Source organism: Anaerostipes sp. (assembly GCF_018381315.1).
In the GTDB taxonomy this organism is placed as follows: domain Bacteria; phylum Bacillota; class Clostridia; order Lachnospirales; family Lachnospiraceae; genus Anaerostipes.
Genome location: NZ_JAGZSD010000005.1, coordinates 195,837 through 208,941, shown reverse-complemented (window position 1 = coordinate 208,941; position 13,105 = coordinate 195,837). Strand labels below are relative to the sequence as shown.

The following is a 13,105-nucleotide window of genomic DNA, read 5'->3' as shown; positions in this document are numbered from 1 at the left end:
AAAATGGCATTGTCACAGAACAGCGGACAATGCCATTTTTTTGAAATTCATCTGTCATAAATTGAAATCCTGTCATTTTCGTGTATAATAAGAAACAGGAGTGAAAATGATGAAGGAAAATTATCAAAAAAAGTTAGACTGTATTATAGAAGGGCTTCAGGATCAGAGGCCTTCCCTTTTGCTGCACAGCTGCTGTGCCCCATGCAGCAGTTATGTTTTGGAATATCTCTCAAAGTATTTTCAAATCACAGTGTATTATTTTAACCCCAACATCGACTCCAAAGAAGAATATGAAAAAAGAGCAAGGGAGCAGGAGCGTTTGATTTCGGAGATGGGACTTTCTAACCAGGTTTCTTTTATAAAAGAAACGTTTCGTCCGGAAGAGTTTTATCAGGCTGTTAAGGGATATGAAAAGGAACCGGAAGGCGGGAAGAGATGCCTGAAGTGCTACCGCCTGAGACTTACAGAGGCAGCCAGGAAGGCAAAGGAATTGGAAAGTGATTATTTTACGACAACGCTTACCATCAGTCCGCTGAAAAATGCCCAATGGCTCAATGAAATCGGACAGGAGTCAGAGGAGCAGTATCAAGTAAAGTTTTTACCCTCGGACTTTAAAAAGAAAAACGGTTATAAACGTTCAGTGGAGTTATCACAAAAGTTTGGTTTATACAGGCAAAGTTTTTGCGGCTGTATTTTTTCGAAAAACGAAAATTAATTGTCAAAAACCCTTGCAAAAGGTTTTTATTTGTGATAAAATTTTTACAATTTGTAGAGAGATATATCTAAAATAATACCACATATTGCATTGAACTGCGTCTGCACCTCAATGCTTGGATTCGTGATTTTTATTTTTGGATATATTTTTTTTATGCACATTTTTAAGGAGGAAACAGACTCATGGACGCATTTTTGATTTTGGAAGATGGGCAAGTGTTTAAAGGAAAAAGTTTCGGTGCCAAAAAAGAAGTGATCTGCGAAGTTGTATTCAATACATCGATGACAGGTTATTTAGAGGTGCTTACAGACCCGTCCTATCAGGGACAGGGAGTTGTCATGACATATCCGCTGATTGGAAATTACGGCGTATGTCTTGAAGATGCAGAATCTGTAAAACCATGGCATTCAGCTTTTATTGTAAGGGAATTATCCAGAACTTCAAGCAATTTCAGAAGCGAGCAGGATTTAGAAGCATATCTGATCGCCAATGATATTCCCGGAATCCAGGGAGTAGATACCAGAGCGATTACTAAAATTTTGAGAGAAGAAGGCTGTATGGGAGGAATGATCACAACAAATCCGGATTATGATTTGAACGAGATTCTTCCAAAACTGAAAGGGTATCAGGTAAAAGATGCAGTTAAGACTGTGACAAGAAAAGAAAAAGAGCATTTTCCGGGCGAAGGACTGAAAGTAGCCCTGTTAGATTTGGGTACCAAAAACAACATTGCAAAATCTCTGAATAAAAGAGGGTGTGATGTTACTGTATATCCGGCATTTACTGCAGCAGAAGAGATCCTCGGGGATCAGCCGGACGGAATTATGTTATCCAACGGACCTGGGGATCCGAAAGAATGTGTGTCCATTATAGAAGAAATCAAAAAATTATATGACAGTGATGTGCCGATCTTTGCAATCTGTCTGGGGCATCAGCTGATGGCTCTTGCCAATGGGGCAGATACAAGAAAGATGCGTTTCGGGCACCGCGGCGGCAATCACCCGGTAAAGGATTTGGCTACAGGACGTGTTTATATATCTTCACAAAACCATGGATATGTCATCAAGAAAGAGAGCGTTCCAAAGAATCTGGCAGAGATTTCATTTATCAATGTCAATGACAAAAGTATTGAGGGACTCCGCTACAAAGGCAAAAATGTCCGGACTGTTCAGTTCCATCCGGAAGCCAGCCCGGGGCCGGTAGATACCGCTTACTTGTTTGACGAATTTATTGAAATGATGAAAGGAGCAAAAAATGCCTAGGATTGAAAGTATTAAAAAAGTATTAGTCATTGGTTCCGGACCGATTATTATCGGACAGGCAGCAGAGTTTGACTATGCGGGAACCCAGGCCTGCCGTGCTCTTCAGGAAGAAGGGATCGAAGTTGTTTTGGTGAATTCCAATCCGGCTACGATCATGACCGATAAGGACATTGCAGATAAAGTTTATATTGAACCGCTGACTGCAGAAGTAGTGGAAAAGATTGTAGAGAAGGAAAAGCCGGACAGCATTCTCCCGACATTGGGAGGACAGGCTGCACTGAATCTGGCAATGGAGCTGGAAGAAAGCGGATACCTTGAGAGAAGCGGTGTGCGTCTGATCGGTACATCTTCCACAACCATTAAAAAAGCAGAGGACCGCCAGGAATTCAAAGACACTATGGAAAAGATCGGAGAACCGATTGCAGCCGGAAAAGTTGTCACAGACATACCGGCAGGCGCTGAGTTTGCAGAAGAGATCGGTTATCCGGTAGTCTGCCGTCCGGCCTATACTTTAGGCGGAAGCGGCGGAGGAATTGCCCATGACAGAGAAGAGCTGGAAGTAATTCTGGAAAACGGGCTCAGACTGAGCCGTGTTGGGGAAGTTCTGGTAGAGCGCTACATCGGCGGATGGAAAGAAGTTGAATATGAAGTGATGCGTGATGCCAACGGCACCTGCATTACCGTATGTAATATGGAAAATATTGATCCGGTCGGTGTCCATACAGGTGACAGTATCGTAGTTGCCCCTTCACAGACATTGGGGGATAAAGAATACCAGATGCTGAGAACTTCTGCACTGAACATTATCACAGAACTGAAAGTAAACGGGGGATGTAATGTCCAGTTCGCATTAAATCCTGATAGTTTTGAGTACTGTGTTATTGAGGTAAATCCCCGCGTCAGCCGTTCATCTGCGTTGGCATCCAAAGCGACAGGATATCCGATTGCAAAGGTGACAGCAAAGATTGCTGTGGGATACAATTTGGATGAGATTCCAAATGCCATCACAGGAAAGACATATGCAAGTTTTGAGCCGATGCTGGATTACTGTGTTGTGAAAATGCCGCGTCTTCCGTTTGATAAATTTATCCATGCAAAGAGAACTCTGACCACTCAGATGAAAGCAACCGGAGAGGTCATGAGTATCTGCAACAACTTTGAAGGTGCATTGATGAAGGCTATCCGTTCTCTGGAACAGAATGTAGACAGCCTGATTTTCGGCAGCTATGGAGAAATGTCAGATGAAGAATTGACAAAAGAATTAGAAAAGATTGATGATTTAAGAATCTATGTGATTGCAGAGGCAATCCGCAGAGGATTTGACTATGACACCATCTTTAATATTACCAAGATTGACCGGTGGTTCTTAGATAAGATCGCCGTTCTGGTAGAGATGGAGAAGAAACTGGAAGCAGCAGGAGAATTAGATAAAGAGCTTCTTGCAGAAGCTAAGCGTTTAGAGTTCCCAGATTCTGTCATCGGAAAGCTGACAGGAAAAACAGCAAAAGAGATCAAAGAACTGAGAAATCAGTTTGGTCTTCATGCAGCTTATAAGATGGTAGATACCTGCGCTGCCGAGTTTGAAGCCAGCACTCCGTATTATTACTCTATCTATGGAAGTGAAAACGAAGTAGAGGAACTGAGCAAAAAGAAAAAGGTTATGGTATTGGGCTCCGGTCCGATCCGTATCGGACAGGGAATTGAGTTTGACTACTGCTCTGTGCACAGCGTATGGGCTTTGAGAGATGCCGGATATGAAACGATTATTGTAAATAATAACCCAGAGACTGTATCCACAGACTTTGATGTGGCAGATAAACTGTATTTCGAGCCGCTTACCGCGGAAGATGTGGAAAGTATTGTGGATCTGGAAAAACCGGACGGAGCAGTTGTACAGTTCGGCGGACAGACAGCAATTAAACTGACACAGGCACTGATGGAGATGGGAGTTCCGATTCTGGGCACAAGCGCTGAAAATGTTGATGCCGCAGAGGACAGAGAATTATTTGACGAGATTCTTGAAGAGTGCTGTATTCCAAGGCCAAAAGGAACAACTGTATTTACCTGTGAAGAAGCATTAAAGGCGGCCCATGAACTGGGATATCCGGTTCTGGTGAGACCTTCCTATGTGCTTGGAGGACAGGGAATGCAGATTGCGGTCTCCGATGAAGATATTATTTCTTTTATCGAGATTATCAACCGGCAGACCCAGGAACATCCGATTTTGGTCGACAAATATTTAGTAGGACGGGAAGTTGAGGTCGATGCAGTGTGTGACGGGGAAGAGATCATTATTCCTGGAATCATGGAACACATCGAGCGTGCCGGCATTCATTCCGGTGACAGTATTTCTGTCTATCCATCCATCAACCTGAGTGAAAAGGTTAAACGTGTCATTGCAGAGTATACAAGAAAGCTTGCAAAATCACTGAATGTCGTTGGACTGATAAATATTCAGTTCATCGTATGTGATGAGGAAGTGTATGTGATCGAGGTAAATCCCCGCTCCAGCCGGACGGTTCCTTATATCAGCAAGGTGACGGGAATTCCGATCGTAGATCTGGCAGCCAAAGTGATCTCCGGAGCTAAGATCAAAAATCTGGAATATAAACCGGGGCTTCAGGATGAATCTGAGTATTATGCAATCAAAAAGCCGGTATTCTCTTTTGAAAAACTGCGCGGGGCAGAGGTCAGCCTTGGACCGGAGATGAAGTCTACAGGAGAATGCCTTGGTGTCTCCAAGAATTACAACGAAGCGCTTTATAAAGCGTTCCTGGGAGCTGGAATCAATCTTCCGAAGTACAAGAAGATGATTCTTACGGTAAAGGATTCTGATAAGATTGATGCAGTGGACATCGGAAGAAGATTTGCAAATCTCGGATATGAAATCTTTTCCACAAGGAGCACATGCAGGGTTTTGAATGAAAATGGAGTGCCTGCCCATCCGATCAATAAGCTTGAGGAAGAATCGCCGAACTTGCTTGATTTGATTTTAGATGATAAAATAGATTTGATCATAGACACACCTTCTCAGGGAGTAGGGCGCAGCAAGGACGGATTCCTGATCCGCCGGTATGCGATCGAAACCGGTGTGACCTGCCTGACCAGCCTTGATACAGCAGATGCACTGCTGACCAGCCTGGAATCAGGAAGCAGAGAAAACTTGTCAGTTGTGGACATCGCACAAATTTAAACGTACAACGGGGTACCTTTAAGTCTATTAAAGGTACCCTTTTTTATTGCATAGGGGATTCCTTCAGAATCCCCTATGCAATAAAAAACGCTCCGCGAGGATCGCACTGCGGCGATAAGGAATCATGTCGCCAAAGCGACCCGCCGCAGGCGGAGAATCCCGCAAGCGGATTCTTTTTGTTCCGTGCAGGATGCCCGCAGATTGACAATAAAAATGTTACTTGATAAAATTATCATAACTAACTGCTGGCTGAGATTCATGCCAGATATCTAAAAAGAAAAGAGGAGTGATGATATGGACCGATATACGAAGCAAGACGTCATAGATCTGGTCAGAGAAAATGATGTACAGTTTATCCGGCTGCAGTTCTCCGACGTGTTTGGGACGCTGAAAAATGTGGCGATCACAGCAAGACAGCTGGAAAAGGCGCTGGACAATAAGTGTATGTTTGATGGATCTTCTGTTGACGGCTTTGTGAGGATTGAAGAATCTGATATGTATTTGTATCCTGATTTGGACAGCTTCCTTATATTCCCCTGGCATTCCCAAAGCGGAAAGGTTGCAAGGCTGGTCTGTGATGTGTATGGGCAGGACGGGCTTCCATTTATCGGGGATTCCCGCTACATCCTGAAAAAAGTGCTCAGAAAGAGCAAAAAGCTTGGATATAACTTTAACGTAGGGCCAGAGTGTGAGTTTTTCTTATTCCATACAGATGAGGAAGGATGCCCTACTACGCTGACTCATGAGAAGGCAGGTTATTTTGATGTGGCGCCTCTTGACCTGGGAGAGGCAGCCCGTCGGGACATGATCTTAAACCTGGAGAACATGGGATTTGAGATCGAGGCATCCCACCATGAGGTGGCACCTGCCCAGCACGAGATTGATTTCAAATATGACAATGCACTCCGCACGGCTGACAATATTCTGACATTCAAGTTTGTTGTAAAGTATATTGCCAAACGCCACGGCCTTTACGCAAGCTTTATGCCAAAACCCATATCCGGTGTGGACGGTTCCGGGATGCACCTTAACATGTCTCTCTGGAGTGAAGGACAGAATATCTTTGCAGATTCCAGAGGTGATTTGGGCTTAAGTGACGAAGCGTATCATTTTATGGCGGGTCTTATGAAACATGCACCGGAGATGTCGCTGATCACCAATCCTTTGGTTAACTCCTATAAGAGGATCGTACCGGGTTACGAAGCTCCGGTCGATATATCCTGGTCTCCGGCCAACAGGAGTCCGCTGATCCGTGTACCGACCGCCAGAGGAAGCGGTACAAGACTGGAATTCAGAAGTCCGGATTCAGCGGCCAATCCTTATCTGGCGCTGGCAGTCAGCCTGGCAGCGGGAATTGACGGTTTGGAAAACAAACTGCAGCCGGGTAAGGCATCCACAGAGAATCAGTACGAAGTCACAGAACGCGCAAAGCTTCAGGCCGGCATCGGATCTCTTCCGAGAGATATGAAAGAGGCACTGGATCTGTTCAAAGACAGCCAGTTTATGAAAGATGTGCTTGGACATCATATTTTTGACCGGTATCTGGATGCGAAACAGGGAGAATGGGAATCCTATCAAAAGATTGTCTCTCAGTGGGAAATTGATGAGTATTTGTATAAGATTTAACCGGCAGGAGGCAGACGTCATTCATACGGGGAGGTGGGAAGCTTGGTTAATATTTTTGTTCTTTTCCCAAAACAGGAACAGGCAAGGAGCATCCGCAACCTGCTTGTGAGAAACGGATTTGAAGTGACGGCTGCCTGTGTCACAGGGGCCCAGATCATGCAGCGGGCAGAAAGCCTGGAAGACGGTCTGATAGTCTGCGGCTATAAGTTTGCAGATATGGTCTGCAGTGAACTGAGAGAATATCTCCCGGATGGATTTAAAATGATCGTTCTGGCTCCCCAGACAAACCTGGAATTTTTTGATTTCCAGGGAATGGAATATCTGCCTATGCCGTTAAAACCTCAGCTTCTCATGGAAAAAATGAGAGAGACGGTAGAGTCTATACTGGCCAAACAAAAGGAAAAACAGCATAAGCCGAGACAGCGCACCAGGGAAGAACTGGAGATCATAGAAGAAGTGAAAGCGCTGCTGATGAAAAATAACCGGATTACCGAACAGGAAGCCCATGAGTATATCCAGCGCCGCAGTATGAACAGCGGGGTGGGGCTGATTGAGACGGCAAAATTGATCCGGGATTCATATACATACTAATTATTAGGAGGACATCATGTTTAAAATTAATGACAATTATTTAAAGCTGCCAGGCAGCTATTTGTTTTCTACCATTGCCAAAAAGGTAAACGCATATCAGGAAGCTAATCCGGATAAGGAACTGATCCGTCTCGGAATCGGAGATGTGACACAGCCTTTGGCGCCGGCTATTATCGAGGCGCTCCACGGCGCAGTGGATGAAATGGCTTCGGCGGAAACATTTCACGGATATGCACCTGACCTTGGATATGAGTTTTTAAGAAATGCAATTGTGGAAGGTGATTACAGATCACGGGGAGCCAGGATTGAGGCGGATGAGATCTTTGTAAGCGACGGTGCAAAGTGTGATTCAGGAAATATTCAGGAGATTTTTGCCAGGGACAATAAAATCGCAGTCTGCGACCCTGTTTATCCGGTCTATGTAGATACAAATGTCATGGCAGGCAGAACAGGAACCTATGATCCTGAGAGTGAAACATGGAGCGATGTGATCTATATGCCGTGTACGGCAGAAAATAATTTCGCACCGGAATTTCCTGAAGAAGTGCCGGATATTATTTATCTCTGCTTTCCGAATAATCCTACGGGATCTACGATCACAAAAGACCAGCTTCAGGGATGGGTGGACTATGCCAACAAGAACGGAGCAGTCATCATTTATGATGCTGCATATGAGGCTTATATATCAGAAGATGATGTGGCGCATACAATCTATGAATGTGAAGGAGCAAGGACCTGTGCCATCGAATTAAAGAGCTTTTCTAAAAATGCAGGATTTACCGGGGTGCGTTTGGGATATGCAGTAGTTCCAAAGGACCTGAAATGCGGAGATGTAAAACTTCATGATTTGTGGGCAAGACGCCATGGAACAAAGTACAACGGTGCACCGTATATTGTCCAGAAAGCCGGAGCTGCAGTTTATTCTGAGCAGGGAAAAGCCCAGCTGAAGGAGCAGGTCGGCTACTATATGAACAATGCAAAGGTAATCTTTGAAGGGTTAAAAGATGCAGGATATACTGTGTCCGGCGGAGTCAATGCCCCTTACATTTGGTTAAAGACTCCGGAGGGGATGTCTTCCTGGGACTTCTTTGATCATTTGCTGGAGCATGCAAATGTAGTGGGAACACCGGGCTCAGGTTTTGGTCCGAGCGGAGAAGGATATTTCCGGCTCACAGCGTTTGGAAATTATGAGAATACTGTAAAAGCCATTGAGCGTATTAAAAATATATAGGGAGTATAAAAAGGCCGTGTCAGAATTTATGACATGGCCTTTTTCCTGTGTAGGGAATGGCAGACGGGGAAGGTCATCCGCTTGGTTTGTGTATTTTTCATCGAATACCATCTGGTTTTGTGAAAATATGACGATTTATTGACATTTTGCATAGAATGTGTTAAGTTAATTTCAATAATATTGTAATAAGTTCACAATACACTGGAAGGAGAGGGAGACACAGAGGGATATGAAGCGAAAATTAGCAAAGGGAACAATGGCAGCCGGACTGTCACTGGCATTCATTCTCGGAGTTTCCACGTTTGCAGATGCGAAAGCAAGCCAGTATCAGACCGGACTTGCAGGAGCTGCAGCAGCCATGGAAGAATACACTGAATCAGACAGTTCTGCGTCACAAAAAAAAGCAGCGCCAAGCAGCAGGAAGACAAAAACAATATCCAGAACAACAGCAGCGCCTCAGAAAACCACCCAGGCAAAACATATTACAGAAGTAAAGAAACAGCCGGCAGCCACAGCTTCGGTACAAAATACAACAAGTAAACAGCCGAAGACCGCGGCAAAAAAACAGATAAAGGAACCGGAGTACACAAAAGCTATGTATCAAGGCAAGGCAGTGCCTGATGTACGGTCTGTTTTAAACATCAGAAAGAAAAAAAGTACATCCAGCCCGGTGGTTGGAAAGTTCAAAAAAGGAAATATCGGTACGATTTTAAAAAAGGGGAAAGAGTGGAGCAAGATCCGTTCCGGAAAAGTAACCGGCTATGTAAAGAATGAATATCTTGTTTGGGGAAGCGACATTCATAAGTATGCAAAGGAGCACAATTTACCTAAAAAAGCAGTGGTGACAGCAGAAACACTGAAAGTAAGACAGAAACAGTCTACCAAAGCTAAGGTGCTGACCTTAGTCTCAAAGAATGACACGTATAAAATTATCAAAGAAAGTGCAGACTGGGTCAATGTAAAAGCAGACGGTGATAAAGGATATCTGGCAAAGGACTATGTCAGCATCCGCTATTATTTTACCAATGCAAAGTCAACAGTGAAAAAGTCCAAACCGAAAGCAGCAGAAAGTACCCAGAGTACTGAAAAGTCTGAACAGAGCAGCCGGGAGACATCCTCTTTGCAGGACAGTGAGAGCAGTTCGTCAGGCACCAGCCGTCAGAAGGTAGTGAATTATGCACTGAAGTTTGTGGGAAATAAGTACCGCTATGGAGGCAACAGTCTGACCAACGGAATTGACTGTTCCGGGTTTACTCAGCAGGTACTCGGCCATTTCGGCTACAGCATCAGCAGGACTTCATCCTCCCAGGCAAACGACGGGCGGACCATTTCCATCAGCAATGTGAGACCGGGAGATTTACTGTTCTATAAACGGGGCGGCCGGATCAACCATGTGACAATGTATATTGGAAACGGGCAGGTCGTTCACGCCAGTAACTCTGCACCATACCCGCGGGGCGGCATCAAAGTATCCAGCATCGGATACCGGACTCCGTGCAAAGCAGTGCGCATCATCAACTAAGAGAGAGAAGATTATTTACATATACTAAAGGAACCGCAGTGTATCACATTTGTGAAACACTGCGGTTCCTCCTTTTAAAAAAAGCAATATAAATGGCTCGGAAAGGACACTACGTTCATGTTCTACATGATTGGAGTGAGGCATTCTAAGAGCCGAACGGAAATCATGTGGAACATGTCACACATTAAACTTAAATACGATCACGTCTCCGTCCTGTACCACGTATTCTTTTCCTTCCTGTCTGACGAGTCCTTTTTCACGGGCTGCGGATATGCTTCCGTGTTCTACCAGATCATCATAAGAAACGACTTCGGCACGGATAAATCCGCGTTCAAAATCCGTGTGGATTTTCCCGGCTGCCTGGGGAGCTTTGGTTCCTTTCGTAATTGTCCAGGCCCTTGTCTCGTCTTCTCCGGATGTCAGATAGCTGATCAGGCCGAGAAGAGAGTAGCTGGCAGAGATCAGTTTATCAAGCCCTGATTCTTTCAGCCCCAGGTCTTCTAAAAATTCTTTGCGCTCTTCATCATCCAGTTCTGCGATCTCCTGTTCAATCTGGGCGCAGATGACAAAAACACCTGCATCTACATCTTTAGCGTAAGTCCGCACTTCATTGACATACTCATTGGAAGCGGCTTCATCCATAAGATCATCTTCGCAGACGTTGGCTGCAAAAATAACAGGCTTGATCGTCAGAAGATTGCAGGAATCCAGAATCTCCTGTTCCTCCTCATCGTCAGTTCTGAATGTTTTGGCAAGCTTTCCGTCTTCTAAATGAGCCTTTACCCGTTCTAAAAGTTCAACTTCCTGAGCGAGGGCTTTATCATTTCTGGAGCCTTTTTTTGATTTGGCGATTCTTCTGTCTAAAACCTCAATATCAGAGAAGATTAACTCAAAGTTAATGGTTTCGATATCCCTTAGCGGGCTGACAGATCCGTCCACATGGACGATATTCTCATCTTCAAAACAGCGGACTACATGGACAATGGCATCTACTTCCCGGATATTGGCCAGAAACTGATTCCCAAGTCCTTCTCCTTTTGAGGCCCCTTTTACCAGGCCGGCGATGTCAACAAACTCAATAACTGCAGGGACAACTTTTTTGGAGTGATACATTTCAGACAGCACATCCAGCCTCTTGTCCGGCACAGTTACAATTCCCACATTCGGGTCGATGGTACAGAACGGATAGTTGGCAGACTCGGCGCCTGCTTTTGTGAGAGAATTGAACAAAGTACTTTTACCTACGTTCGGCAATCCTACAATTCCTAATTTCATTGTGCATTGGTTCCTTTCTACTATCTTTGCGTAAATATTGTTATTGCATAGAAAAGTCCTGCGAACTATCTGGTTATTTGATCGAAGGACAACGATAAAACAAGTCTACCATAAGAACCTTGAAAAGAAAAGGAAAATGGGATAAGATGAAACGACGGAAAGGAGTTTTGTGAAAATGGAAAATGAAATCCGATTTCCCTTTTTGGGTATTGTGTTGAAACATGTCGGGGAAGGCATCTCCATCGGAGGCTTTGAGATTAAATATTACGGAATGGTTATTGCACTAGGCTTTTTGCTCGGAATGCTGGCAGCTGCCAGAATGGCCAGGAAAAATGGAGTTAACCCGGAGCTTGTGTATGACTTTATGATTGTTGTGATGATACCGGCCATTATAGGGGCAAGACTGTACTATGTGATCTTTTCCTGGGATTATTATAAAAATAATCTGACAGAGATTTTAAATACCAGAAGCGGAGGACTTGCCATTTATGGCGGAATTATTGCTTCGCTCATATGCATGATTATATTCTGCAAGGTTAAGAAGATTGAATTCTTTAAATTAGCTGACATTGCAGTACCGGGACTTTTGATCGGTCAGATCCTCGGACGCTGGGGGAATTTTTTTAACAGGGAGGCCTTTGGAGGCTTTACGGACGGACCGCTGGCAATGCAGATTCCAACAGACTATTTTGTAAAGAACGGCAGGCTTTCCGAAATCGTCGACAGCGGACTTTACGACAAGGCTGTTTTTGTCGGGACTGGGAATCATATGAGTACTTATATACAGGTACATCCCACATTTTTATATGAGGGGCTTTGGAATTTGGCAGTGCTGATTATTATAATTATTCTGTCCAGACACAAAAAATTTGACGGACAGATGGTGGCAATTTATGCCATCGGATACGGGATCGGACGTTTCTGGATTGAGGGGCTTCGGACAGACCAGCTGTTAATTCCGGGAACACAAATCGCGGTATCGCAGGTAGTTGCGGCACTTTTTGCTGCGGGAGCAGTGCTGGTGCTCTTTTATCACTGGAGAAAAAGTAAACATTAAGATTGTGGAAAAGAAACTGTTCACAGAAGTAATTCTGTGGACAGTTTTTTGTTTTTCTTGATTTTTTGTTAGCAATCCATTAGAATGGAAACAGTAGTGGTGAAAAGTGGTGGATAGTGGGTAGTAAATACCACAAAGTGTCACACTTGATCACCAGGTGGAGCGCACCCGATCTGGGAAACGGCAGGTGATTACCATGTTTATGGGCGAATACAATCACACAATCGACGCAAAAGGCAGACTGATAATCCCCTCAAAGTTCAGGGAAGCCCTGGGCAGTGAGTTTGTAATTACAAAGGGATTGGACGGATGCCTATTCGTGTTTCCTATGAAAGAGTGGGAGGCCTTTGAGGAAAAACTCCGGGGCCTGCCTTTGATTGACAAGAATGCACGGAAATTTTCCAGATTCTTTTTAGCGGGAGCATCTACCTGTGAATTGGACAAGCAGGGAAGAATCCTGGTGCCAGGCACACTGCGTGAATTTGCACAGATGGATAAGGAAGTAGTTCTTACGGGTATGCTGGACCGTATCGAGGTATGGAGTAAGGAACAATGGCTTGAGAACAATGCTTATGACGATATGGACGATATTGCCGGAAGCATGCAGGAACTAGGTTTGAATATCTGAATGGA

10 protein-coding genes are annotated in these 13,105 nt (G+C 44.4%); 9 read left to right on the top strand and 1 reads right to left on the bottom strand.

Annotated elements, in window-relative coordinates:
- Positions 1-106: 106 nt before the first annotated feature.
- From KH180_RS05980 to KH180_RS05950, 7 genes are all read left to right on the top strand, one after another.
- The gene (locus KH180_RS05980) at positions 107-715 is read left to right on the top strand and encodes an epoxyqueuosine reductase QueH (RefSeq protein ID WP_290757768.1); all 609 of its coding nucleotides are present in this window, start codon (positions 107-109) and stop codon (positions 713-715) included.
- Between the two features lie 182 nt (positions 716-897).
- The gene (locus tag KH180_RS05975; protein ID WP_290757766.1) at positions 898-1,977 is read left to right on the top strand and encodes a carbamoyl phosphate synthase small subunit; all 1,080 of its coding nucleotides are present in this window, start codon (positions 898-900) and stop codon (positions 1,975-1,977) included.
- Entirely contained in the window at positions 1,970-5,170 is a 3,201-nt protein-coding gene (carB, locus tag KH180_RS05970) for a carbamoyl-phosphate synthase large subunit (protein ID WP_290757762.1), read from the top strand. Before KH180_RS05975 ends, carB begins: the two co-directional genes overlap by 8 nt.
- Positions 5,171-5,464: 294 nt before the next feature.
- A complete protein-coding gene (glnA, locus tag KH180_RS05965) occupies positions 5,465-6,796 on the top strand; it encodes a type I glutamate--ammonia ligase (protein WP_290757759.1) in 1,332 nt (443 codons plus the stop codon).
- A gap of 33 nt (positions 6,797-6,829) precedes the next feature.
- Positions 6,830-7,387, top strand: a complete 558-nt coding sequence (locus tag KH180_RS05960; protein ID WP_290757757.1) for an ANTAR domain-containing response regulator — start codon at positions 6,830-6,832, stop codon at positions 7,385-7,387.
- A gap of 16 nt (positions 7,388-7,403) precedes the next feature.
- Positions 7,404-8,618 (top strand): LL-diaminopimelate aminotransferase, encoded by a 1,215-nt coding sequence (locus KH180_RS05955; protein WP_290757754.1) that lies wholly within the window; start codon positions 7,404-7,406, stop codon positions 8,616-8,618.
- Positions 8,619-8,847: 229 nt separating this feature from the next.
- Positions 8,848-10,140: a C40 family peptidase gene (locus KH180_RS05950; protein WP_290757751.1), complete on the top strand. Its 1,293-nt coding sequence runs from the start codon at positions 8,848-8,850 to the stop codon at positions 10,138-10,140.
- A 177-nt stretch (positions 10,141-10,317) separates the two neighbouring features.
- Here the strand turns inward: KH180_RS05950 and ychF are convergent, their stop codons facing one another.
- Positions 10,318-11,415, bottom strand: a complete 1,098-nt coding sequence (gene ychF / locus KH180_RS05945; RefSeq protein WP_290757748.1) for a redox-regulated ATPase YchF — start codon at positions 11,413-11,415, stop codon at positions 10,318-10,320.
- A 175-nt stretch (positions 11,416-11,590) separates the two neighbouring features.
- Here ychF and lgt point away from each other — a divergent pair, with 175 nt between their 5' ends.
- Together lgt and mraZ are read left to right on the top strand one after the other, a co-directional pair.
- The gene (lgt, locus tag KH180_RS05940; protein ID WP_290757745.1) at positions 11,591-12,472 is read left to right on the top strand and encodes a prolipoprotein diacylglyceryl transferase; all 882 of its coding nucleotides are present in this window, start codon (positions 11,591-11,593) and stop codon (positions 12,470-12,472) included.
- Positions 12,473-12,668: 196 nt separating this feature from the next.
- Positions 12,669-13,100 carry a division/cell wall cluster transcriptional repressor MraZ gene (gene mraZ, locus KH180_RS05935; protein WP_290757950.1) on the top strand — a complete coding sequence of 144 codons (432 nt, stop codon included), beginning with the start codon at positions 12,669-12,671 and terminating at the stop codon, positions 13,098-13,100.
- The last annotated feature ends 5 nt before the right edge of the window (positions 13,101-13,105 follow it).